The sequence below is a fragment of the Nonomuraea sp. NPDC050202 genome (assembly GCF_040656115.1).
GTDB lineage: Bacteria > Actinomycetota > Actinomycetes > Streptosporangiales > Streptosporangiaceae > Nonomuraea.
In genome coordinates, this window is sequence record NZ_JBFALF010000003.1 from 46,832 (window position 1) to 70,537 (window position 23,706).

Consider the following 23,706-nt stretch of genomic DNA (forward strand, 5'->3'; position numbering starts at 1 on the left):
ACTGTTCGCGGCCCGTTGCCTTCAGTAGAGAGCAGAAAGGGTGGCGGCGAGGGGAGGCGCCCGTGCCAACGGCGCAGCCGCTCAGAACGGGGGACCCACAGCGACTCGGGGAGTACGTCCTATCCGGGCGCCTGGGTGAAGGTGGACAGGGCGCTGTGTTCCTCGGTTCGAGGGGCGGGGAGACGTACGCGGTCAAGCTCCTGCACGGGCCCGTGGGGGACGAGCGGGCGGCGTTCCTGCGGGAGGTGGAGCTGGCCAAGCACGTGGCGAGGTTCTGCACGGCCCAGGTGATCGACGCCGGGTTCGACGAGGGGCGACCGTACATCGTGAGCGAGTACGTGGACGGCCCTTCGCTGGCCCGCGAGGTCGCGCTCACGGGCCCCCGGCAGGGCGGCGCGCTGGAGCGCCTGGCGGTGAGCACGGCGACGGCGCTCGCGGCCATCCACCGGGCGGGCATCGTCCACCGGGACTTCAAGCCGCAGAACGTGCTGCTCGGCTCCGACGGCCCCCGCGTGATCGACTTCGGCCTGGCCAAGGCCCTCGACGCGGCGGCCACGGTGAGCGGGCGCGGGGTGGGCACGCCCGCGTACATGGCTCCCGAGCAGATCACCGCCTCGGCGGTCACGGGCGCGGCCGACGTCTTCTCGTGGGGCGCGACGATGTGCTTCGCCGCCAACGCCACGGCCCCGTTCGGCCAGGACTCGGTGGCGCCGGTGCTGCACCGCATCCTCACCGCCCCGCCCGAGCTGGGACGGCTGGACGGGCGGCTGCGCACGCTGGTGGCGGCCTGCCTGGACAAGGACGCCCGCAACCGGCCCGGCAGCAGGGAGTTGCTGTTCGAGCTGCTGGGGGAGTCGGCCGAGGGCGTGCCGCCTGAGGTGCTCCGCTCGCCCCCGCCGCACATCCTGCGAGCGCCGCCGCCCCTGATCCCGGAGCAGCGCTCGCCCGAGACGCACCGATCCGGCGACGAGCCACCGGGCACGTGGTCCCCGATGGCCGAGCCGGAAGCGACCGGAGCGGCAGGCGGCGCCTACCGCCTCCCCCCGGCCGCCTCCGTCCCGCGGCCCGCCGGAGACCACTTACCGGCCGCTCCGGAGCCGTACGGCGGCACGGCCCCCCGCCTCGGCACCGGGCCGACGGTGGAGGAGGACCTGGCCCGAGGCCGGGGCTGGCCGAGAGCGGCCATCGCGGTCTGCGCGGCCCTGCTGGCGACCGCCGCCGTGCTGCTCGTCGTGATCATCCCCACGATGACCGGGAACGACGCCGACACCCCGGCCCCGCAAGCAGGCGGCGGCCCGCTGACCTCCCTGCCGCCCACCTCGGCCCCGCCGACCCAGCCACCCGCGACGCGGAACACCGGACCCGAGCGACGATCCCGGGGCCCCCAGGCGTCCGCCACCGACCCGCCGGCGGTGGCCCGCCCGGCGACGGTGGCCATCCCCTCCCTGATCGGCCTGGACAAGGCGGCCGCCACCAAGGCCCTCAAACGCGCCGGCCTCACCACGGGCGCCGTCACCGAGCGCGACGCGCCCCAGAGGATCGGCCAGGTCCTGACCGCCAGACCGGCCCCCGGCACGGTCGTGAACCAGGGCACCAAGGTGTCACTCCAGGTGTCGGCGGGCCTGCCGGTGCCGGAGCTGACCGGCATGCAGCGCAAGGCCGCCCAGGCGGCCCTCACCAGCGCCGGCCTCAGCCCGGGCGCCGTCACCCGCTCCTGCTCCGAGCAGCCGGACGGCCAGGTGCTCGCCACCCGGCCCGAGGCGGGCAGCCGCGTCCAGGGCGGCGCCCCGGTGGCGCTCACCGTGGCCCGCAACGGCACCCGCGTCCCCTCGGTCGTCGGGCGGGCGCGCGAGGACGCCCGCGCCGAGCTCGTCGCCGCCGGCCTGGCCGTCCAGGTGAAGGAGCAGATGGTGGAGGACGAGTCCCGCGCCGGCACCGTCCTCGCCCAGAGCCTCTCACCAGGGACCTGCGCGGGAGCCGCCGCGCAGATCACCATCACGGCCGGCGTCGCCCCGCAGTCGGGGCCCGACCCCGGCGAGTCCCCGCCGGCCCAGACCCCCACCGGCCCCATCGCCGGCGACTGACATCCCCGTTGCCCGGGGCAGGCGTGCGCCGGTCCGCCCCGGGCAGTGGCGAGCGTATGAGAAAGCTGTTCAAGCTGCTGCTGGCCCGCCGCATGGCCGGAACACCGCTCGGCATGGCCGCCCTGGTCCTCGGCTGGTTCCTGGCCCGCCGCAGGAGACGCCGCCACGCCTACGAGGCCGAGCACGAGACAGAACGCGCAGGCCGCCGCTCCCGCACCGCCTCGCCCGCCCGTGGCCCGGGCCGGTCGAGGACCGCTTCGCGGAGGTAGGCAGGGACGGTCATCCCGGCGCCGCCTATGATCGGGCCATGCCCTTGACCGCGAACGACGTCGACCGGTTCGTCGCCTCCAGGCCGCGGCTGGAGGCCATCGCCTACCGCCTGCTCGGCTCCGCCACGGAGGCCGAGGACGCCGTGCAGGAGACGTTCCTGCGCTGGCAGGCCGCCGACGTCGAGCGCATCGAGGTGCCCGAGGCATGGCTGACGAAGGTGCTCACCAACCTGTGCCTCAACCAGCTCGGCTCCGCGCGGGCGCGCCGCGAGACCTATGTCGGCCGGTGGCTGCCCGAGCCGCTGCTCCCCGGCGACCCGATGCTCGGGCCGGCCGACACCGCCGAGCAGCGCGAATCGGTCTCGTACGCGGTCCTCACCCTGATGGAGCGCCTGTCGCCGAACGAGCGGGCGGTGTACGTGCTGCGGGAGGCGTTCGACTACCCGCACCGGGAGATCGCCGAGATCCTCGACATCACCGAGGCCGCCAGCCAGCAGATCTTCCACCGGGCCAGGAAGCACGTCGCCGACGGCAGGACCCGCACCGAGATCGACGAGGCCGCCGCCCGGCGGATCGTCGAGGAGTTCCTGGCGGCCGCCACCAGCGGCCGTACCGAGCCGCTGGTGCGGCTGCTGACCGAGGACGCCATCGCGATCGGCGACGGTGGCGGGAAGATCCCGGCCCGGGTCAAGGCGTTCGAGGGCGCCGTCGCGGTCGCCACGTTCCTGCGGGGCCTGTTCAAGCCCGCCGAGGTCAAGCGGGCCATGGTCGGCGGGAGACCCGAGATCCACGTCACGACCGCCAACGGCGACCCCGCCGTGGTGGCCGTGGTGGACGGCCGGGTCGTCGCCGTCATGTGCCTGGAGGTCACCGCCGAGGGCATCGCCGCGTGCCGCAACCAGGTCAACCCCGACAAGCTCGTCCGCGCGAGCGCGCAGTGGGCGGCAGGCGATCACGGGGAGCCCCTGTTCACGGCGTTGTGATCGCGGTGTGACGCGCTTCACACCGCGTTCCTGTCAGGAAACGGCGGGCCGCCCGGTTCAAGGGGCGAAACCGCGCAAGACAGGAGCGAGGAAATGCAGCACCGCATCGTCGTCCTCGGAGCCGGATACACCGGAGCCTTCGCCGCCGGCCGCCTCGCCAGGCGGCTCCACCGCCAGGATGTCGCCATCACGCTCGTCAACGCCGAGCCCGACTTCGTGGAACGCGTCCGCATGCACCAGCTCGCGACCGGCCAGGAGCTCAAGCCGCGGCCCTTCAGCGAGATGTTCGCGGGCACGGGTGTCGAGCTGAGGCTGGCGAAGGTCACCGGCGTCGACGCCGACCGCAAGATCGTCACCGTCATGGACGTGCACGGCGCGGACGCGGCCGAGGAGCTCCCCTACGACACGCTCGTCTACGCGCTCGGCAGCGCCTGGAACCCCCAAGGCGTCCCCGGGACCGCCGAGCACGCCTACGAGATCGCCGGCCGCCCCGGGGCGACCCGCCTGCGCGAGCGGCTGGAGCGCCTCGGCGCCGGGCAGAGCGTGGTCGTCGTCGGCGGCGGCCTCACCGGTGTGGAGGCGGCGACCGAGATCGCCGAGACCCGTCCGGACCTCGACGTCGCCCTCGTCGCCCGTGACGCCCTGGGCGACTGGCTCTCCCCCAAGGGGCGCGAGCACCTGCGGAAGGTCACGCGCAAGCTCAAGATCACCGTGCACGAGCACACCGCTGTCACCGCCGTCGGGCCCGACCGCCTCACCACCGCCGGCGGCGAGACCATCCCGGCGGCGGTCACCGTCTGGACGGCCGGCTTCGCGGTCCACCCGATCGCGGGGGCGACCACGCTGGAACTCGGCGGCACCGGCCAGATCGTGGTGGACGACACCATGCGCTCGGTCTCCCACCCGGACGTGTACGCCATCGGTGACGCGGCCCTGGTGGCGGGCCCGGGGGGCAAGCCGCTGCGGATGTCGTGCGCCTCGGGTCTGCCCACCGCCTGGCAGGCCGCCGACGCGATCGCGGCCCGCCTGACCGGCGGGAAGCTCCCGCACGCGCCGCTGCGCTACTTCAACCAGTGCATCTCGCTGGGCCGCAAGGAGGGCTTGATCCAGTACGTCACCGCCGACGACCGCGCCGTGCCGGCGGCCCTGACCGGCCGGCTGGCCGCCGTCTACAAGGAGCTGATCTGCAAGGGCGCCGCCTGGGGCGTCGCCAACCCGATGTTCGGGCTGCCCGCCCGCCGCCGCCGGGTCGTGCGGGAAGGAACCGCGTCGGGCTCGGCCGTCAGGGCGGCGGCGTAGAGCACGATTCCCTGCCGGGAATTGCCGGGTCTCCGTACGCATCTGGAGGATTCCGGCATGCGTACCTATCGACTGGAACGGCCGGAGATCGTGCCCGAGGAGGCGCCGGTGCCCGAGCCGGGCCCGGGTGAGGTCCTGGTCCGTGTGCACGCGGTCTCGCTCAACAAGCGTGACCTGCTCATCCTGGACGGCGCCTACTCGCTGCCCGCCCGCCCGGGCGTGATCCCGGTGAGCGACGGGGCGGGGGAGGTGGTCGCCGCGGGGCCGGGGGTGACGAGGTTCCGGGTGGGGGACCGGGTGATGGGCTCGTACTGGCCGCGCTGGCACGACGGCCGCCTGCGGCCCGAGCTGGTGGATCAGCCCGGGTGCACCCTGGACGGGATGCTGACCGAGTACGCGCTGCTCGACGAGCAGGCGGCGGTGGCCGTGCCGGAGCACCTGAGCTGGGCGGAGGCGGCGACGCTGCCGTGCGCGGCGCTGACCGCGTGGACCTCGCTGACCGGCGGCGCGAAGGTGCCGCCGGGCCGGACGGTGGTGACGCTGGGCACGGGGAGCGTGTCGTTGTTCGCCGTGCAGTTCGCGCGGCTGCTGGGCTGCCAGGCGATCGTCACCACCTCCCGCGCGGGCAACGCCGGCCGGCTCAAGGCGCTGGGAGCCGACCACGTGATCGACTACACCGCCACGCCGGACTGGGGCGGGCGGGTGCGCGAGCTGACCGGCGGCCGGGGCGCGGACCTGGTGGTGGACACGGCCGGCCCGGCCACCGTCGACCAGTCCGTACGGGCCGCCGCGCTCTACGGCGAGGTGGTCGTGCTCATCACCCGCGACGCCACCAGCGACCGCCTGGAGATCTCCCACGAGGCGTACGCCTCCAGCCTGGCCACGCTCCGCCGCGTCTTCGCGGGCCACCGCACGGATCTGGAGGACATGTGCGCGGCCGTCGCCGCCCACGGGCTGCGACCGGTGATCGACCGCGTCTTCACCGACGTGGCGGCCGCCTACCGCCACTACCGGGAGGGCTCGCCGTTCGGCAAGGTCGTCATCGAGCTGGGCCCCGCCTGAGCGGTCAGGCCTGCAGCAGCCGCCACGCGGTCAGGGCGAGCCTGGTCCTGGTCAGCCCGGAGGGCTCGGTGAGCTCGATGCCCAGGGTCCTGCCGATCTGTTCGAGCCGGCGGGCGACGCTGCTGTGGTGCAGGTGCAGGAGGTCGGCGGCCCGGCGCAGGGAGCCGGTGGCGCAGTAGACGTCCAGGGTCTCCAGGTCCTCCGGGTTGCCGGCCATGCGGGCGATCGCCGCCACGTCGGCGTTGTCCTGCGCGGCGTCCTGCGGGATCTCGGCCAGGAGCGCCAGCGCGCCCAGGTCGTCGTAGCGGATGACGGGCTCGCGCGGGGTGGTGAAGCGCAGGGCGGTGCCGGCCTGCCGCCAGGACCGGTGCGGGTTCCCGGCGGCGCCGATGCCGGCGTGCACGCCCGCGGGGAAGCCGGACCGGTCCACGGTGGTGGCCAGGATGACGCCCGTGTCGCCGAGCTGCGCGGCCTTCACCGGGCGGGCCGGGCAGATCAGGCCGCCGACCTGGTCGAGGGGCAGCGGCGAGCGTACGGCGACGACGCGGACGGGCAGGCCGGCGGCGAAGCCCAGCAGCCGCAGCGCCCGCGCTCTGGCCGCCTCGTCGGTGTCGGCGCTGATCGCCAGCTCGACGAGGGCCGGGTCGGCCATGGTGGTGCGGGCCGGGCCGTACCTCTCGACGACGCCCGCGGCGGCGATGGCGAGCCGGTCCAGCAGCAGCTCGTCGAGGGGGTTCGGCGTGCCGGGGCGTTCCAGCCACACCGTGCCGATCTCCTCCTCGTCGAGCGTGATCGCCGTGGTGGTGGACGCGGGCAGCGCCGGGCCGGACGGCGCCCGCGTGCCGCCGGGCGTCATGCGGATCACCTCACCCGTGCCGTGCAGCCGGATGCCGGCCACGCACTCGGCCAGGACCGCCGAGGCGCGGGCGAGCGCCGGGAGATCCACCCGCCGCCGCATCAGCGTGTCGTAGAACATGACGACCCGGATCGCGCCTTCGGCCAGCCGGTCCAGTTGGGACAGCCGTAGGGCCAGTGCCTCCATGACCATGAGCATATGCGCCGATCGGCGCGCGAACCGGGGCGAAGGCCCGACAGTTGGCGGATGATCGGAAAGGAGGCGGGCGGCAGGATGGCCGGCATGGATCCCGAACTCGAAGCATTCATCCCGCTGTTTCCGCCGGCCGACCTGACCGACCCGGCCGCCGCCCGCAAGGAGCTCGCCGCGCTGGCCGGCGCGGTGCCGCCGGTGGGCGTCCAGGACCTGGTGATCGAGGACCGCACGGTGCCGGGCGACCCCGAGGTGCCGGTACGGATCTACCGCCCGCGCCAGGCGCAGGGCGCCGTCGTCTGGCTGCACGGCGGCGGGTTCGTCATGGGCGACCTGGACACCGAGCACCCGTGGGCCAGCCGGGCCGCGGACCTCTCCGGGGCGGTGGTGATCTCGGTCGGGTACCGCCTGGCGCCCGAGCACCCCTTCCCCGCCGCCCTGGACGACGCCTACGCCGTGCTGACCTGGGCGAGCGAGCACGCGGCCGAGCTCGGCCTGGACCCGGCCCGCATCGCCGTCGGAGGCCACAGCGCCGGCGCGGGGCTCGCGGCCGGGGTCGCGCTGCGGGCGCGCGACGAGCAGGGGCCGCCGATCCGCTTCCAGCTCCTGCACCAGCCAGGGCTCGACGACCGTCAGCAGACCTGGTCCCAGCGGAACTTCACCGACACGCCCTGGATGACCCGCGACAAGTTCGCCACGTCGTGGCGGCACTACATGGGCTCGCGGCCCGCCACCCCGTACGCCGCCCCGGCGCGGGCCGAGGACCTGTCCGGCCTGCCGCCGGCCTACGTCGCCACCGCCGAGTTCGACCCGCTGCGCGACGAGGCCATCGAGTACGCGCTGCGGCTGCTGCAGGCGGGCGTGTCCGTCGAGCTGCACCAGTGGCCGGGCACGTTCCACGGGTCGCAGGCGATCGTGTCGGCGGAGGTGTCGCAGCGGCAGATCGAGGAGCTCGCGGGAGCGCTGCGCCGGGCGCTCGCCGTTTGACCTCAAGCGCTCGAGGTATGGTCTCCTGACCTGCGGGCGATCGCCGAGCGGGCCCGCGTGGGACCTGATGCGCGGCGGCGGCACCGAGCTCGTCGTCGTCGATTCGCCGGGGGAGGAGCCGCCGCGGCCGGTCCTCCACAACGACCGGGCCCCCGAGCTCGGCCGGCGCCCGCGCGCCGTCGAGCCGGCGATCGTGGCGTCCGCCGAGAGCCTGCGCGACCTCGGCCTGCTGAAGGGTTCCTAGGGCCGGCGCTTCCTGCGGGCGGGCCGGGTGCCCGTACCCGTGCCCGGGATGAGGCGCAGGGGGCGCTCGCGCAAGGGCTCCGCCACCAGCTCGCGCAGCTCCGCCAGGCCGGCCACGTCGTGGTGGCCCGAGTCCAGGGCCGCCGCCGCCAGCTCGTACGCGTCGTTGCCCGCCATCGACCTGAGCTGCTCGACGAGGGCCTCCGGCCCGCCGAGCTCCAGCAGGGTCAGGAAGTTCTCCGCGCCCAGCAGCAGGTGCTCCCGCTGGTCCAGCGCCGCCGGGTCCACCTCGCCCGCGTCCACCAGGAAGGTCAGCGCGGTGGGGGCGAGGACGGGGTCGTGGCGCAGGTGCCGGACCAGGGCCCGGCCCTGGGGAAGGGCCTGCGCGAGCACGGCGAGCATGGCGGCGGCCCGGGTGCGGAAGGAGCAGTCGCGGATCGCCTGCAGCAGCGCCTCGACGTCCTGGCCCGGGCGGGAGAGCCAGGCGTTCAGCTCGACGGCGGCCTCCCGGGGCGGGTAGTGCTGGGTGAGGACGCCGAGCAGCTCGGCCGCGGGGGAGGCGGCCAGCTCGCCGATCAGGGGGGCGTCGCGGCCCTGCGTCAGGAGGCGCTCGCGCACGGAGCGCAGGGCCAGCGGGGTGAGGCGGGCCAGCAGGAGGTCGGGCTCGGCCAGGCGGCTGCGCAGGCGTTCCACCGCGTCCTGCGGCAACGCCTGGTCGTCGTGGTCCAGATCGCTGGAGTGGAGCTCGTCCGCGGGGCCGCGGGTGAGCTCCACGGCCCCCAGGTCGGCCAGCACCTCCAGGGCACGCTCCAGGTCGAGGGCGCTCTGGCGGCGCCAGAGGTCCTTGAGCCGCTCCGGCGCGCTGTCCATGACCACGTGCTCCTGGCAGGCCAGCCAGACCGTCTCCGCCAGGCGGGCCACGGGGAGGTCGTCCATGCCGTACAGGGCGTCGAGCACGGCGGGGAGGACCTCGTCGAAGCAGCGGCCGAGCACGGCGGCATGGCCGCCCATCGTGATCGACGGGCCGAGGCCGGGAAGGGCTTCGAAGGCGCGCGCCCACAGCGCCGCCGGGTCGCGCAGGAGCGGGGCGGCCCCGGCCGCCTGGAGGAGGCGGCCCTTGCCGGTGCGGACCAGGCCCAGCCGCTCCGCCCAGGCCAGCAGCAGGCTGAGCCGCGGCAGGTCGGCGGAGCTGCGGACCTGGAGCGCCTCCTCGCCGGTGCCCAGGAGGGCCGACAGCTCGCGGGCGTCGGCGAGCGTGAGGTTGCCCGGCCTGGTGAGGGGGCGGCCCACCTCGCCTGCCCAGCCGGCCAGTGTGCTGAGGCGCCGCGCCGTCGTGCTGCCGGCGGCTTCCGCAGCCAGGTCCGCCGGCGCCGGCAGCTCGACGGGCGGCTGGAGGAAGCCCCGCTCCTCCTCCAGGTCCGGCTCCGTCCGGGTGAAGCGGGCCTCCAGGAGCTTGTTGAGCAGCTCCTCGTCGTAGCGGATGCGGCCGGCGTCGAGATCGAGCTTGAAGTCCCGCAGCGCGCCCGGCCCGGCGAGGTCGTTGCCGTGGTCCAGGGCGGTCTGGGCCCAGAACTTGGCCAGCCCCTGGAGGTAGGGGTCGTCGAGGGCCTTGCGGAAGTCGGGCAGGGCGCGGGTGATGGCGTCGTCCGCCGCCGCGGGCGTGGCGCCCCGCGGGTCGCGCAGGCCGGCGGCGGCGAGGTAGTGCAGGAACGTGCGGAGGATCTCCGGGGCGATCTCCACGATCTCCCTGGGGGTCACGACGTATTTCGGGACCCAGGCCAGCAGGTAGCGCCTGATCTGGGGCTCGTCCCAGTAGGCGAGGCGGCCGTCGCGGCTGTGGTGCCGGGCGTCGAGGGCGGCGGCGACCAGGAGCTCGTCGGCGGGGCGGCCGTGTTCGTCAGCCCAGGTGAGACAGCGCCTGATCAGGACGTTCCTGGTCGCCTCGTACTCCTCCGTCTCCTCGGGTTCGAACCACGTACGCAACCGCGGCTCCCCTCCGTTGGCGAGGTCTGGTACCTCAGTATTCCGGGTGCCGTGCCGCTCATGGGGCTACTTGCGCTACTTCAGTGCCCCGGCTGTCCTCCCAGGGAGACGGTCTCGCCGGTCAGCCGCGACCGTTCGGCGGCCCAGGCGATGAGGTGGCTGTGCAGGCTCTCGGCCGGCGAGGAGAGGATCGGCGCGCGGTCCCGCGTGGCGACCGCCGTCAGGAACGCCTCCACCAGCGCCGCGTCGCCGCCCCCGTGCCCGCCCCTGGCCGTGCCGTCCCCGCTCGGGCGGGTGTCGACGACGGAGGAGCGGCCGTTGACGAAGTCGTGGACGGTCAGGCGGTCGCCGTCGCCGTCGATGGAGCCGCGGGTGCCGAAGATCCGGGTCTGCCGGTGCAGCGCGGGCGTGAACCCGGTCATGGTGAACGACGCGGTCGTGCCGCCCTCGAACTCCAGGTTCACGACCTGGTGGTCGACCACGTCGTTGTCGCAGGCGTACACGCACCTGCCGTACGGGCCGGTCCTGAGCGCCTCCAGCACCCCCGCCTCGGAGACGTCGTCCGTGAGCACGGACAGCGGCCAGACGTGCTCGCCGGCGAGCGGGAGGTAGATGCGCGTGGCCGAGTACGGGCAGCCGGGCTCGACGGAGCAGTCCAGGCAGCGGTCCGCGGCGCCCTCCGGGCGGTTCTCCGGCCGGAAGTGGTGCAGGCCGCCGAACGAGGAGACGCGCGTGACCCGCTTGCCCGTCAGGTGGACCAGCCAGTCGAGGTCGTGGCACGACTTGGCCAGCAGCATGAACGTGGCCTCGTCGGCCCGCCGCCAGTTCCCCCGCACGTAGGAGTGGGCCTGGTGCCACCACCCGACCGGCTCCAGATGCTGGACGCTGACGATCTCACCGATCCGCCCCGCGTCGAGCAGCGCCTTCAAGGCCCGCGTGTACGGCGTGTAGCGCAGCACGTGGCACACCGCGAACACCGCCCCCGAGCGCTCGGCCGCCGCCACGATGGCGCGGCAGTCGTCCTCGGAGACCGCCATCGGCTTCTCCAGCAGGACGTCGTAACCCAGCTCGGCGAAGCGCACCGCGGGCTCGACATGATCGCGGTCCTGCGTGGCGACGACCACCGCGTCCGCCTGCCGGGGCAGCGCGGCCAGCTCCCGCCAGTCCGCGTACGGCACGGCGTCCGGGAACCTGTCGCGCCGGCTGCCCAGCGGATCGGCCACCGCCACCACCCGGGCCCTGCCGGTGGAAGCGGCGTGGCGGGCGTAGGAGGTTCCCCTCGAACCCGCCCCGACCACGGCGAGCGTCACCATCCGAGTCGCCTCCCCCATGGGTCCACTCCTTTTCGTATGTCGCCCCTGCCGGCGTCCGGATTCCGGACGGAAGCCCTCAGAAGGCTCTGGCGATCTCCAGCAGGACGTCACGGACCTGCTCCTCCGGCAGGTCCATGGTCTTGACCGCCCCCCACTGCAGCGCGCCGAGCAGGGCCCAGCTCTTGAGCCTGATCTCGGGGCCGGGGTCGTCGCCGACCAGCTTGGCGTAGATGGTGTCCCGGAACGTGCCGATCTGGTCGCGTTCGGAACCGGGCGCTGTCGTGGCGTCGTCCGCGGCCAGGTCCTCCATGAACAGCCGGATCACCGACCGGTAGCGCACCGCGAACTCCACCAGCGCCTCGACGAACTCGGCCCGGCTCGCGTACGGGGCGTCGAGCAGCGCCAGCATGTCGCCCGCCACCGGGGACAGCAGCTCCAGCGCCAGCCGGTCCTTCGGATGGAAGTGGTAGGCGACCGCGGTCTTGGTCAGCCCGACCGCGGCGGCGATGTCGGACAGGGAGGTGGCCGCGTAGCCGCGCTCGGCGAACAGCTCTCGGGCGGCCGCCAGGATCCGGGTGCGGGTGTCGTCGGATGATGTGGTCATCGTCTCATTTCCCTGCGGGAGCGAGCCTTCCGGACAACTCCCGTTTTATCGTATGTCCTGTACGACCGTACAGGACGGCCGTCGAGTGGGAGCTGAGCGATGACGCGGTTACTGGGACGGCTGGGTGGCTGGTGCGCGCGGCACGGTTGGATCGTACTGATCACCTGGATGATCGCCGCCGCGGCCCTGATGGGCGGTAGCCTCGCCTTCCCCAGCCCGACGAACAGCGACGCCAGCATCCCCGGCACCGACGCGCAGCGCGCCCACGACCTCATGAAGGAGGGCTTCGGCACCGGCTACGCCGCCGGCGGCACGGTGCAGCTCCTCCTCTACTCCGCCGACGGGCCGCTCATCGAGGACGAGCGCAAGAAGGCCGTGGAGCGGGCCATGGACCGGCTGCGCGCCATGCCGCACGTCACCAAGGTGGAGACCCCGTTCCGCGCCGGCGGCATCTCCTCCAACCTGCAGATCGGCCTCATCACCGTCCGTCTGGAGGGCAACGACAGCGACAAGATCGCCCAGACCACCCAGGAGCTGTCGAAGGCCGCGGAGCCGGCGCGGGAGGCCGGGCTCGAAGTGGTGCCGGCCGACAGCTCGACCCCCGCCGACAAGGAGATCAAGACGGGGCCGAGCGAGATCATCGGCATCGTCTGCGCGCTGCTGGTGCTCGTGTTCGCGTTCGGCACGCTCGTCGCCGCCACCGTCCCCATCTTCGCCGCGCTGATCAGCGTGGCCTCGGGGCTCGGCATCATCGGGCTGCTCGGGTGGGTCGTGGACATGCCCAAGCAGGCAGGCATCATGGCCACGATGATCGGCCTCGGCGTCGGCATCGACTACGCGCTGTTCCTGCTGTCCCGCCACCGCCGCCTGCTCGCCGAAGGGGTGCCGGTGGTGGAGTCCGTACGCAGGACCGTGGCCAGCTCCGGCGGGGCCGTCGTGTTCGCGGGCGGCACCGTGATCATCGCGTTGAGCGCGCTGCTGCTGGCCGGGTTCCCGCTGCTGGCCACGCTCGGCTGGGTCACCGGCATCTCCGTCGTGGCCGCCGTGCTCACCTCGGTCACGCTCGTCCCCGCCCTGCTCGGGCTGCTCGGCCACCGCGTCAACTCGCTCAAGGTCCCGCTCCTGCGCAGCGCGGGAGGATCCCACGCCGCCGGCTCCGGGTGGGCGGGACTCGGCGCGTGGGTGGCCCGCCGCCCGTGGCGGGTCCTCATCGGCAGCACCATCGTGCTCGGCGCGCTCGCCGCCCCCGCGCTGGCGCTCCAGCTCGGCCCCCTCGACGAGGGGTACGGCACGCAGGGCTCCGAGCCGCGGCGCGCGTACGAGCTGATGGCCACCGGCTTCGGCCCCGGCTTCAACGGCCCGCTCATCGTGGTCGCCGAACTGCCCGCCAAGGTGCCCGACGCCGACGACCCCCTGGTGAAGGACCTCGCCCGTGAGGTGGAGGACGTGGACGGCGTGAAGTTCGTGTCCGACCCCAAGCTCAACACCTCCGGCCGCTCGGTGCTGATGCAGGCCATCCCCGAGTACGCGCCCAGCGACGAACGCTCCGCCCAGGTGGTCAGGGACGTCCGCGCCATCTCCCTGCCCGGGGTCGACGTGCACGTCGGCGGCAAGGTCGCCGGCCTGACCGACGCCGGCGACCGCATGAACGAGCGCACCCCGCTGGTCATCGGCGTCGTGGTGCTGCTCAGCGCGCTGCTCCTGCTGCTGGCCTTCCGCGCGCCGATCGTCGCGATCAAGGCGGCGGTGATGAACCTGGTGTCGCTGGGAGCGGCGTTCGGGGCGCTGGCCCTGGTGTTCTCGATCGGGCTCGGCAGCGGGCTCGTGGGCATGGACCCGCCGGTCAACTCCTCGTTCGTGCAGACGATCTTCTTCTCGGTGCCGATCGAGAGCTACGTGCCGCTGATGTTGTTCGCGGTGCTGTTCGGGTTGTCGATGGACTACGAGGTGTTCCTGCTGACGGCGGTGCGGCAGTCGTACCTGCGGCACGGGAACAACGCGAAGGCGGTCGCCGAGGGGCTGGGCTCCACCGGGCGGGTCATCACCTCGGCCGCCTTGATCATGGTGGCGGTGTTCGTGGCGTTCATCGCCTATCCGGACGCCATGGTGAAGACGTTCGGCGTGGGGCTCGCCGTGGCCATCGCGGTGGACGCCACCATCATCCGCGGGTTCCTGGTGCCGGCCACGATGGTGCTGCTGGGGCGGCTCAACTGGTGGTGCCCGCGGTGGCTCGACCGGATCCTGCCCAACCTGTCGGTGGAGGGGCACGAGGAGGACGAGCCCGCGGAGGTGGAGCGGCGGGAGCCGGTCACCGCCGGGGTGTAGAGCGGCGCGGTCATCCGGGGGCGGTCATCCGGGTGCGGTCATTCCGGTGTGGTCGGCTGGTGTGGGTTGGTGGTGTGGGTTGGTGGTGTGGTCAGCCGATCTGGGTGCAGTCCTGGAGGGCGACCTCTCCGGGCACGTCGGCCGTGCCGCCGCCCGTGCACTTGATCCTCAGCGGGACCTGGCGGGCGACACCGACCGCCTCGCCGGTGAAGTCGCCGTTGGTGACGGCGCCCAGCGAGGCCGCGCAGTTGCCGAACAGCACCGTGCGGCCAGGGTCACCGCGGACGGAATCGCAGGTGTAGGTGGGCAGGAGGATCGGGGGCAGAGCGCCCGTGCCGGCCGCGTGGGCGGGGAGCGGGGCGGACACGGTGAGGGCGAGAGCGGCGGCGGGAACGAGGCGGATCATGAACGGCTTGCCTGCGCCAGTCACGGCGTGCCTCCATCGGTCGCGGCGGTGCCTCCGCTGGCCACGGTGATGCCTTCCACAGTTACGGCGATGCCTCCGCCAACCATGGCGATGCCTTCCACAGTTACGGCGGTGCCTCCGTCGGCCACGGCGGTGCCTCCAGCAGTCACGGCGGTGCCTCCGTCAGTCGGGGTCGGCGAGGTTGCAGGCGGGGACCCAGCCGACGATGCCGGTGGTCGCGTTGGTGCCGTGATGCCACAGCGTGCTCTCGAAGTGGTCGCAGCGGTAGAGCCCGTGCTCCTCCGAGCGGTCCGACTCGAACCCCTGCCCCGCGTAGCCGAGCCCGTTGCGGCCCGACCCGGCCCGGGGCTCGCTCCAGATGATCACGCCTTGCGCGCCGAAGTCGTACAGGCGCCTGGCCTGCGCCTGCGTGGCGCCGGCGGGGACCAGGCCGCTCAGCACCAGGAGCGCGAGCAGGCCGGCCGTGGTGGCTCGTGTGATGCGCACCGTGCCTCCTTCCATGAGTTCCATTGCTCACGGTAAGGGGGCCATCACTCAATGTGCCAGCCATTTTCCGCCGCGCCGCGCCGCCAGCCGAGGAAGCCGCCGTCGAGCGGGCGGGCGTCGAAGCCGTGCTCGCGCAGCAGCCGTACCGCCTCGGGGGAGACCACGCAGTACGGCCCGCCGCAGTACGCCACGATCCGCGCGCCGGCGGGCAGCTCGTCCAGCCGGCCGCGCAGCTCCTCCATGGGCACCGAGATCGCCCCGGGCACGTGGCCGGCGGCGTGGTCGGCCGCCGGGCGCACGTCCACGACGATCGTGCCGGGATCCTCCAGCCGGGCCGCCAGCTCCTCGGCGGTCACCCCTTCGAGGCTGCCGAGCCGGGCGCGCACGGCGTCGCGGAGGTCGGCCAGCCGCCCGCGCGCGAACGCCTGGAAGTCGCCGAGGAAGCGCGACACCCCCTCGTCGGCCAGCCGGTAGTAGACCCGAGTGCCCTCCCGCCTGCTGGTCACCAGGTGCGCGGCGCGGAGCTGCTGGAGCTGGGCCGAGGTGTTCTTGAGCGGGATCCCGGCCGCCTGCGCCAGCTCCTCCACCGTGCGCTCACGCTGGTCGAGCACGTCCAGCAGGCGCAGCCGCACCGGGCTCGCCAGCGCCTTGCCGACGCGGGCGAGCTGCGCGTAGATCGGCTCCTCCGGGAACATCAGACCATGTACTGGTCGTGCCGCAGGTACACGTCGGTCCACTCCTCCGGGCTGAGCTGCCTGCCGCTCTCGGCGATCGCGGCCAGCTCCTCGAAGTACGACTCGCGCGGGGCGCCCGGGGTGAACAGGATGAGCATCGTGGCCGGCTCGCCCGACTCGTTGCGGAACGCGTGCACGCCGCCCTCGGGCACGAACAGGAAGTCGCCCGGCCTGCCCTCGGCCCACTTCTCGCCGTTGAAGAGCCTGATGGTGCCGGACAGGACGTAGAAGGACTCGGTCATGGTGCGGTGGAAATGGGCGCCGGGGCCGCCGGGCTTGGGGCCCATCTCCCAGCGGTAGAGGCCGTAGGCGCCGTTGGTGGTGCCGCCGGTGGCCAGGTAGTGGACCTGGGTGTTGGTGCCGATCGTGAGGTCGGGAGCGCGGTCGGCCAGGGCGAAGGTGCCGCTGTGCTCGCCGTGCTCGGCGAAGTAGCGGGGTTCGGGGTAAGACATGATGCCTCCTCATCCAATAACCTAAGGAACCTTAGAATAGGGAGGCCGGGTTGTGAAGCGACCGGGAAAGCGGACCGCCGTCGTGTTATGTGCGCTCATGAGCCTGCTCGGGTGCGGCACTTCGCCCCGGTGGGAGGTCGACCCGTGCGCGATCGGCTACGAAGGCACGGCTGGGTGGAAACCGACGCGGGCTCCCAGCACCTCGCTCAGCCCCTGCGCGCACGCTTCGGGCGGGCCGCTGACGGCCATGTCCGCGTTGCCGTACATGCGCGACAGCGGCCCCTCGATCCGGCCGGTCGCGCCCACCGAGACGTAGACGCGCTTGGCGACCCGGAAGCTCGCCGGGTCACGCCCGGCCCGCTCCAGCTCCGCCCTGAGCGTCCGCACCTGCTCGGCGAAAGCGGCCGTCGTGGCCCCGCCCGCGCCCACGAAGCCGTCGCCGTAGCGGATCGCGCGCCTGATCGCGGCGGGCTGGTGCCCGCCCATCCAGACCGGCGGATGCGGCTTCTGGTACGCCTTCGGCTCCATGGCCGCCTCCACCTGGTAGAACCGCCCGTGGAAGGCCACCTTCGGCTCGCTCCAGCAGGCCTTCATCAGCTCGATGCCCTCGGCGAAGCGCGTCACGAACCCGTCGGGAGAGACGCCGAAAGGGCCCGAGCAGGTTCCGGGAGCCCAGCCCGAAACCCACCTCCAGGCGTCCCCTGCTGAGCTGGTCGAGGGTGCTGAGGCTCTTGGCCAGGTGCAGCGGGCTGTGCACGACGCTGACGAAGACGGCGCAGCCGAGGCGCAGGCGCTCGGTGCAGGCCGCGGCGTACGGAGACGGCGAAGCGGTCGGTCGTGATTGCTGTCATGCACCACGCATACCCAGCCATGGTGGCGCGTCCGGCTTCGCACCCGTCCGAGGTGAATGTCGGTTGTGGCTGAAGGCGGCAACAGGACCCGAGTGACCTGTCACCTGTTCAGCGCCGGGACTGTGGGCCCGGCCCACAGTCCCGGCGCTTGAACGGGTGTGCGGTTCGAGGCGTGCGCCGGCCCCGGTCAAGACCTGAAGAGGTCGATGACGTCGTCCCCGTACGGATCCCGCGCCGTCCCGCTGACGCGTGGGGCCTTGATGGAGACGTTCACGTCCCAGCTGAACCGGGTGGCCACGGCCGCCGCCTGCAGCGGGAACCCCTCGCCTGGCCGCCAGACAGCCTGCACCACGATGGGCTTGCCGGTCATGTCGGTCGCGATCCCCCAGTGGATCGTGATCCCACCGTACTTGGGGTTCAGCTGCCCGCCGAGCATGTGCCGGAAGGGCTTTGACACCTTGAACAGCCGGCTGAAGGTGATCGTGCCGCGGTAGCTCCAGGTCTTCTTGACAGCGCGATCATTGGCATCGTGAACGGTCCCGCCCGCTTTGTTCATGGATGCGGAGGCGACCAAGGCCTTGAGCGTCCCCAGGTCGAAGGCGTCGATGATCTGATCACCGTAGAGTGCCGCGCCGTGAGGTGCGCTGCCGAGCTTCCTCCACGACTTGCCGCCGTAGGCCGGCCCCGCGCCGTAGAGCACGCCGCCGACACTGCGTACCCGGTGCGACCCCGACCCGACGTTGAGGAGATCGGTCTGCCGCCGGTCACCGCCCGCGGCGTCGTCCCGCAGGAACTGCTGACGGCAGTTGCTGAATTCCAGCGTCCGCGTCATGTCGGCGGCGATGACTCCGCCCGGCCCCAGTCGCGTCGTCCCTGTCAGCCGTGGATCCTCGTTGCCTCCCTTGCAGTAGCCGCGCGGCATCTCGGCGAACCGGGGGTCGTACGGCCAGTCCGCTGCGGTGTACTGGAAGATCTTCGCCGCACGGCCCTCTGCCTGAAGGCGCTGTACGGCGGCGACCACGTCGACGGCCGCCGCGGCCTGGGCGGGCATCGGTACGGCTGCCAAGCCCAGCACGCCTGCCACCGTCAGTCTCCACTTCATGAGCGCTGATCATGTCATGTGCACGCAATTCCCCCGCGCACCGGTGATCGACCCGAAGAGCGGCGTGTTCATGCACGTGGGTGCGCTGCCAGAGGTCGTGACCGGCCTGGCCGAGGAGGTCGCAGACCGTGACTCCCGGCCGGCCGCCCCTCGGTGGGGCAGCTCATGCAGCCCCGTCCAGGGCCTTGACCTCGGACTCCGCCACGGTGCCCCCGGCCCAGATCCATCGTGTGGAAGAACGGCCGAGCGATGAGCGAGGACCTCGCCTTCAGAAGGTGATGACGGTGCGGGCCACCGTGCCCTGGCGGACGTGGGCCACGGCCTCGTTGAGGTGGTCGAGGGGGAGGCGTTCCGAGATCAGGGCGTCGAGGTCCAGGCGGCCGCGTACGTACTGGGCGGCCAGCATCGGGAGGTCGCGGGCGGGGGAGGCGTCGCCGCCCTGGGTGCCCATCAGGCGGCGGGAGGCGAACAGCAGGCCGGTGTCCAGGGTCATGGGGTGGCCTGCCGGGGGGCTGCCGACCATGACGGTGGTGCCGCCCGGCTGGGTGGAGGCGAAGGCCTGGGCCAGGACGCCGGGGGCGCCTGTGGCGTCGAAGGCGTAGTCCACGCCGCCCTTGACGAGGTCGGAGACCTGGTGGGGGAGGTCGGTGGCCACGAGGGTGTGGGTGGCGCCGAGGCGTTCGGCCTGCTTGAGCTTCTGGTCGGCCACGTCGGCGGCGATGATCGTGGTGGCGCCCGCGAGCACCGCGCCCTGGATGACGTTGAGGCCGACGCCGCCGCAGCCCACCACGAGGACCGTGGCGCCCGGCGGGACCTGGGCGACGTTGAGGACGGCGCCGACGCCGGTGATGACGCCGCAGGCGAGGAGGCACATGGCGTCGAAGGGCAGGGATCTCGTGATTTTCACGCACATGGGCTCGGGGACGACGGCGTACTCGGCGAACGCGCCTATGCCGATGAAGCGGCGGACCTCCTCGCCGTCCAGCGTGATCCGGGGCAGGCCGCCCATGATGGTGGGCAGGCGGGCGGGGCCCGAGCAGAGGTGGAAGCGGCCGGCGGCGCAGGGGCGGCAGCGGCCGCAGGGGCCGTTCATGGCGATGATGACGTGGTCGCCGGGTTCGAGCGCTGTGACGCCCGCGCCGGTCGACTCCACCACGCCGCTGCTCTCGTGGCCCAGGATGAAGGGGAGCCTGCTGACCACGGGGCTCTTGCCGTCGATGGCCTTGAGGTCGGAGCCGCACACGCCCGACGCCTTGATCTGTACGCGGACCTCGCCGGGGCCGGGGTCGGCGATCTCGACCTCGCGCAGCTCCATCGGGGCGTGGAACGCGGTGAGCACGGCGGCGCGCATCAGCATGTGACTCACGCTAGCCGGGGCCCCGGTGACAAACAAGCGGTTGCTAGGTAAATCCGATCACCCCCGTTGACGTGGATGGCATCGAAACTTACGCTCGCGCTAACCAAGCGAGCGCTAGGCCGAGTGACCGCCGGGTCGGGCGGCACCGGATCGACCGGCACCGGATCGGGTGCGGTGCCAGGTCGGGTGGGTGCCAGGCCGGGTGGGTGGCTGGGCGAGCGCGGGTGAACGGTCAAGTGGCCGGACACGGTGGGAGGCCGTCATGGTGCGCAGGAAGTCGGCGGCGTTCGTGGTCGCGGTGCTGGCCGCCGCCGGATGCGCGGCGCAGCAGCAGGGGAGTCAACAGGGCCAGGGCGCGACGGCAGGCGTCACCGACACGACGATCAGGGTCGGCGGCGTGCTGACCAAGACCAGCGCCAGCGGCTACTCCACCAAGGACGCCGAGATCGGGGCGAAGGCCAGGTTCGAGCGCGCCAACGCCGAGGGCGGCGTGCACGGGCGGAAGATCGAGTTCCTCGGCGCCGAGGACGACGGGCAGGATGCCGCCAAGGGCGACGCGGCGGCCAAGAAGCTGGTGCAGAAGGACCAGGTGTTCGCCCTCGTTCCCGTGCACGCGCCCAACTTCGGCGGCGCCGCGTTCCTGGAGCAGCAGGGCGTGCCGTGGTTCGGCTGGGCGACCGGCCCCCAGTGGTGCGGCACGAAGACGGGCTTCGGCTACAACGGCTGCCTGGCGCCCAAGCAGGGAGCCGGGTCGCAGACCTGGTGGGGCAGGCAGATGGCCGACCTGCTCGGCGGCGCCGAGGGCAAGAGCGTCTACGTCCAGACCTCCGACTCCAGCGGCAGCAAGTACGGCGGCACCACCATCTCCCAGTCGTTCACCGCCGCCGGTTTCGAGCTGGCCGGCGTGAACTCCGGCCTGCCGGCCGCCGCCCCGCCGCCCGACTGGCTGCCGTACGTGAACAAGATCATGACGTCCGACGACGGCGGCCCCCCTGACGTGGTCGTCTCCGTGATCGCCGGCACGAAGTTCAACGTCGGCCTGTACGCGGCGCTCAAGCGGGCCGGCTACCGGGGCGTGCTGACGGACGCCACCAGCTACGACGTCGCCATCCTCAAGGACCCGGCCAGCGCCCAGGCCCTGGAGGGCGTGATCGCGGCGCCCATGTTCGAGCCGTTCGAGTCCACCGCCCCCGAGATCGCCAAGCTGAAGGCGGACGTCGAGAAGGTCGCCCCCGGCACCCAGCTCACCCAGCACCTGGCCATCGGCTACTGGGCCGCCGACATCTTCCTCGACATGCTGAACAAGACCGGCAAGGAGCTGACCAGGCAGAAGTTCCTGACCACGGGCAACGGCTCGTACCTCTACGAGAACCCGGGCTTCGGCCGCATCCAGTACCCGAAGGACCACAGCGAGCCGAACGGCTGCGGCGCCCTGGTCAAGCTGGAGGGCGGCGCCTTCCAGGTGGCCAAGAGCATGAAGTGCTTCGACAACGTGCCGCTGAAATGATCCTGGACTACGTGCTCAGCGGCCTGGTCACCGGGGCCGTCTTCGCGATCATGGGCTCGGGCCTGACCCTCTCGTACGCGGCCACGGGCGTGTTCAACTTCGCCCACGGCGCCATCGGGTTCCTGACGGCCCTGCTGTTCTACCAGCTCGGCCAGGCCGGGCTGCCCGCGTGGCTGTCGGCACTGGCGGCGGTGGCGCTCTTCGCCCCCGCGCTCGGCCACGCCCTGCACAAGGCCATGTTCAGGGGCCTCGCCCAGGCCGGGGAGACCGCGCAGATCGTGGCCACCATCGGGCTCACGATCGCGCTGCCCGCGCTCGGCCTGCTGGTGGTGGACCTGGCCGGGCTGCCCCCGGCGGACGCGACCGCGCTGCCGCGCGGCGTCGGGCCGCATCCGGCGCAGGCGTTCGACATGCTCGGCGTGCGGCTGGACAGCGACCAGCTCATCACGTTCTGCTTCTCGGCGGTGGCGGCGGCCGGGCTGTGGGCGTTCATCCGGCACACCCCGTACGGCCTGCGCATGCGTGCCTCCGTGGACCGCCGGCGCCTGGCCACGCTGCGGGGCATCGACGTGGACGCCACCTCGGCGCTGGCCTGGATGCTCGGCTCAGGGCTGGCCGGCCTGGCCGGGGTGCTGGCGGTGTCGGTGCTGGGGCTGGACGCGACCGCGTACACGGTGCTGCTGTTCGCCTCGGCGACGGCGGCGGTGTTCGGGCGGCTGCGCTCGATCCCCTGGACGTTCGCGGCGGGCCTCGCGCTCGGCGTCGTGCAGAACCTGGTCGCCGGCTACACCGACTTCCTCGAAGAGGTCACGGGGCTGCGCACGGCGGTGCCGGTGATCCTGCTGTTCGCGGGGCTGGTGCTGCTGAACAGGTCGCGCGAGCGGGTGGCGGGCAGCGCGGCCGAGGACGTGCCGCCGCCCGATCACCTGGCCGGGCTGCCGCCGTGGCGGCGCAGGCTGCCGTGGGCCGTCGGGATGGCGGCGCTGGTGGTGTTCGCGTTCGCCGGGTCCGAGTACTACGTCGGCGTCGCGGCCCAGGGGCTGGTGCTGGCGCTGATCTTCTGCTCGTTCGTGGTGGTGACCGGGATCGGCGGCATGGTGAACCTGGCCCAGGCCGCCTTCGCCGCCATGGCGGCGCTGACCTGCGGGTGGGCGTTCGCGTCAGGGCTGCCGTTCTTCGTGGCGATCCTGCTGGGCGTGCTGGCCGCCGCGGCCGTGGGGATGCTGGTGGCGCTGCCCGCGCTGCGGCTGGGCGGGCGGGTGCTGACGCTGGCCACGCTCGCCCTGGCGCTGCTGGCCGATCAGGTGCTGTTCCAGGTGGACGCGTTCAGCAACGGGACGATCGGGTGGCCGATCCCGGCGCTGGGGTTCGGGTTCGCCGACACCTCCGACGCGCGGGTGCGGGTGGTGGTGCTGCTCCTGCTGATCGGGGCGGTGGCGCTGCTCGTACGGAACCTGGAGCGGTCGGCCTCGGGACGGGCGATCCTGGCCGTGCGGTCGGCCCCGGCGGCGGCCACGACGTCGGGGCTGTCGGCGCCGCGGACGAAGATCACGCTGTTCGTGCTCGCGTCGGCCGTCGCCGGGCTCGGCGGGGTGCTGTTCGCGATCTCCAAGGGGTCGATCACGGCGACCGACCTGCCGGCGTTCTCCGGGTTCGTCTGGCTGGCCGTGGTGGTGCTGCAGGGGGTGCGGCGCATCGGCGGCGCCGTGCTGGGCGGGCTCATCGCGGTCGCCGTTCCCGAGCTGCTCGCCGCCTGGGACGTGTCCGCGCACGTCGGCGCCATCCTGTTCGGGCTCGGGGGCATGATCCTGGCCAAGCATCCCGACGGGGTGCTCACCCAGCTCGCCGAGCTGCGGCGGCGCCGTGAGCCGCCGCCCGCGCAGGAACCGCCGGCGCAGACGCGCGAGCCGGCGCTGTTCGCCATGGAGCAGGTCGTCGCCGGGTACGCCGACGTGACCGTGCTGCGCGGCGTGGACCTGCACGTCAACCCCGGCGAGGTCGTCGCGCTGCTCGGCGCCAACGGCGCGGGGAAGTCCACCGCGTGCGCGGCGGCGGCCGGCGACCTGCCGGTGACCGCCGGCCGGATCCTGCTGGACGGCGAGGACGTCACCGCCTGGCCCGCCCACCGCAGGGCCCGCGCCGGCATCCTGCTCGCGCCGGAGGGCAGGGGCGTCTTCCCCGGCCTCACCGTGGAGGAGAACCTGCGGACCTGGCTGCCCGACCCCGAGCCCGTCTACGCGCGCCTGCCGCACCTCGCCGAGCGCCGTACCGTGCTCGCCGGCGCCCTGTCCGGCGGCGAGCAGCAGCTCCTCACGCTCGCTCCCGCGCTGGTGCGCCCGCCGCGCGTGCTGATCGCCGACGAGCCGTCGCTCGGGCTGGCCCCGATGGTGGTGCGGCAGATCTTCGACGTCTTCGCCGAGCTGCGCGAGCGCGGGGTCGCGCTGCTGCTCGTCGAGGAGAAGGCCACCGAGGCGCTGGCGATCGCCGACCGGGTGGCGTTCATGCGGCTGGGCCGGGTCACCTGGTGCGGCCCGCGGGCCGAGGTGGACAGCGAGCGGCTGACCGCCGCCTACCTGGGGGTGCGGTGACC

Annotated in this window: 20 protein-coding genes and 2 pseudogenes; 10 read left to right on the forward strand and 12 right to left on the reverse strand. The window is 73.2% G+C overall.

Going from position 1 to position 23,706, the window contains the following annotated elements; genetic code table 11:
* Positions 1-155: 155 nt before the first annotated feature.
* The 5 genes from AB0I79_RS10245 (at position 156) to AB0I79_RS10265 (ending at position 5,697) form a co-directional block, all read left to right on the forward strand.
* Positions 156-2,084, forward strand: coding sequence for a PASTA domain-containing protein (locus tag AB0I79_RS10245; protein ID WP_357869809.1), 1,929 nt, complete (start codon positions 156-158; stop codon positions 2,082-2,084).
* Positions 2,085-2,140: 56 nt separating this feature from the next.
* The gene (locus AB0I79_RS10250; protein WP_357869811.1) at positions 2,141-2,353 is read left to right on the forward strand and encodes a DUF6203 family protein; all 213 of its coding nucleotides are present in this window, start codon (positions 2,141-2,143) and stop codon (positions 2,351-2,353) included.
* Between the two features lie 38 nt (positions 2,354-2,391).
* Positions 2,392-3,336 carry an RNA polymerase sigma-70 factor gene (locus tag AB0I79_RS10255; RefSeq protein WP_357869814.1) on the forward strand — a complete coding sequence of 315 codons (945 nt, stop codon included), beginning with the start codon at positions 2,392-2,394 and terminating at the stop codon, positions 3,334-3,336.
* Between the two features lie 93 nt (positions 3,337-3,429).
* A complete protein-coding gene (locus tag AB0I79_RS10260; protein ID WP_357869817.1) occupies positions 3,430-4,635 on the forward strand; it encodes an FAD-dependent oxidoreductase in 1,206 nt (401 codons plus the stop codon).
* 57 nt (positions 4,636-4,692) lie between these two features.
* The gene (locus AB0I79_RS10265; protein ID WP_357869820.1) at positions 4,693-5,697 is read left to right on the forward strand and encodes an NAD(P)-dependent alcohol dehydrogenase; all 1,005 of its coding nucleotides are present in this window, start codon (positions 4,693-4,695) and stop codon (positions 5,695-5,697) included.
* 4 nt (positions 5,698-5,701) lie between these two features.
* On the opposite strand, the gene AB0I79_RS10270 is transcribed toward AB0I79_RS10265, so the two are convergent.
* Positions 5,702-6,739: a helix-turn-helix domain-containing protein gene (locus AB0I79_RS10270; protein ID WP_357869823.1), complete on the reverse strand. Its 1,038-nt coding sequence runs from the start codon at positions 6,737-6,739 to the stop codon at positions 5,702-5,704.
* Between the two features lie 60 nt (positions 6,740-6,799).
* On the opposite strand from AB0I79_RS10270, the gene AB0I79_RS10275 reads away from it, so the two are divergent.
* Positions 6,800-7,732 carry an alpha/beta hydrolase gene (locus AB0I79_RS10275; RefSeq protein WP_357869826.1) on the forward strand — a complete coding sequence of 311 codons (933 nt, stop codon included), beginning with the start codon at positions 6,800-6,802 and terminating at the stop codon, positions 7,730-7,732.
* Between the two features lie 67 nt (positions 7,733-7,799).
* A complete protein-coding gene (locus AB0I79_RS10280; protein ID WP_357869829.1) occupies positions 7,800-7,976 on the forward strand; it encodes a hypothetical protein in 177 nt (58 codons plus the stop codon).
* Here AB0I79_RS10280 and AB0I79_RS10285 read toward each other — a convergent pair.
* The 3 genes from AB0I79_RS10285 to AB0I79_RS10295 all read right to left on the reverse strand — a co-directional run bounded on the left by AB0I79_RS10285 (position 7,973) and on the right by AB0I79_RS10295 (position 11,875).
* Positions 7,973-9,958 (reverse strand): hypothetical protein, encoded by a 1,986-nt coding sequence (locus AB0I79_RS10285; protein WP_357869832.1) that lies wholly within the window; start codon positions 9,956-9,958, stop codon positions 7,973-7,975. The genes AB0I79_RS10280 and AB0I79_RS10285 overlap by 4 nt on opposite strands.
* An 80-nt stretch (positions 9,959-10,038) precedes the next feature.
* Entirely contained in the window at positions 10,039-11,289 is a 1,251-nt protein-coding gene (locus AB0I79_RS10290) for a Gfo/Idh/MocA family oxidoreductase (protein ID WP_357869834.1), read from the reverse strand.
* A gap of 58 nt (positions 11,290-11,347) precedes the next feature.
* Positions 11,348-11,875, reverse strand: coding sequence for a helix-turn-helix domain-containing protein (locus AB0I79_RS10295; RefSeq protein ID WP_357869837.1), 528 nt, complete (start codon positions 11,873-11,875; stop codon positions 11,348-11,350).
* 99 nt (positions 11,876-11,974) lie between these two features.
* On the opposite strand from AB0I79_RS10295, the gene AB0I79_RS10300 reads away from it, so the two are divergent.
* Positions 11,975-14,200 carry an MMPL family transporter gene (locus AB0I79_RS10300; RefSeq protein WP_357869840.1) on the forward strand — a complete coding sequence of 742 codons (2,226 nt, stop codon included), beginning with the start codon at positions 11,975-11,977 and terminating at the stop codon, positions 14,198-14,200.
* A 91-nt stretch (positions 14,201-14,291) separates the two neighbouring features.
* Here the strand turns inward: AB0I79_RS10300 and AB0I79_RS10305 are convergent, their stop codons facing one another.
* The 8 genes and pseudogenes from AB0I79_RS10305 to AB0I79_RS10340 form a co-directional block, all read right to left on the reverse strand.
* Complete coding sequence (locus AB0I79_RS10305) at positions 14,292-14,630, reverse strand: hypothetical protein (protein WP_357869843.1); 339 nt, start codon at positions 14,628-14,630, stop codon at positions 14,292-14,294.
* 159 nt (positions 14,631-14,789) lie between these two features.
* Positions 14,790-15,113: a hypothetical protein gene (locus AB0I79_RS10310; protein WP_357869846.1), complete on the reverse strand. Its 324-nt coding sequence runs from the start codon at positions 15,111-15,113 to the stop codon at positions 14,790-14,792.
* A 44-nt stretch (positions 15,114-15,157) separates the two neighbouring features.
* Positions 15,158-15,808 (reverse strand): metalloregulator ArsR/SmtB family transcription factor, encoded by a 651-nt coding sequence (locus AB0I79_RS10315; protein ID WP_357869849.1) that lies wholly within the window; start codon positions 15,806-15,808, stop codon positions 15,158-15,160.
* Positions 15,808-16,299: a cupin domain-containing protein gene (locus AB0I79_RS10320; protein ID WP_357869851.1), complete on the reverse strand. Its 492-nt coding sequence runs from the start codon at positions 16,297-16,299 to the stop codon at positions 15,808-15,810. Before AB0I79_RS10320 ends, AB0I79_RS10315 begins: the two co-directional genes overlap by 1 nt.
* 156 nt (positions 16,300-16,455) lie before the next feature.
* A pseudogene (locus AB0I79_RS10325) lies at positions 16,456-16,941 on the reverse strand (LLM class flavin-dependent oxidoreductase); the annotation flags it as partial.
* 34 nt (positions 16,942-16,975) lie between these two features.
* Positions 16,976-17,101 (reverse strand): annotated as a pseudogene (locus tag AB0I79_RS10330) (LLM class flavin-dependent oxidoreductase); the annotation flags it as partial.
* Positions 17,102-17,337: 236 nt separating this feature from the next.
* Complete coding sequence (locus tag AB0I79_RS10335; protein WP_357869853.1) at positions 17,338-18,234, reverse strand: hypothetical protein; 897 nt, start codon at positions 18,232-18,234, stop codon at positions 17,338-17,340.
* Between the two features lie 286 nt (positions 18,235-18,520).
* Positions 18,521-19,609 (reverse strand): alcohol dehydrogenase catalytic domain-containing protein, encoded by a 1,089-nt coding sequence (locus AB0I79_RS10340; RefSeq protein WP_357869856.1) that lies wholly within the window; start codon positions 19,607-19,609, stop codon positions 18,521-18,523.
* Positions 19,610-19,871: 262 nt separating this feature from the next.
* Between AB0I79_RS10340 and AB0I79_RS10345 the strand changes: the two genes are divergently transcribed.
* Positions 19,872-21,116 (forward strand): ABC transporter substrate-binding protein, encoded by a 1,245-nt coding sequence (locus AB0I79_RS10345; protein WP_357869859.1) that lies wholly within the window; start codon positions 19,872-19,874, stop codon positions 21,114-21,116.
* On the forward strand, positions 21,113-23,704 hold the full coding sequence (locus tag AB0I79_RS10350; protein ID WP_357869862.1) for an ATP-binding cassette domain-containing protein: 2,592 nt from the start codon (positions 21,113-21,115) through the stop codon (positions 23,702-23,704). Before AB0I79_RS10345 ends, AB0I79_RS10350 begins: the two co-directional genes overlap by 4 nt.
* Positions 23,705-23,706: the final 2 nt, after the last annotated feature.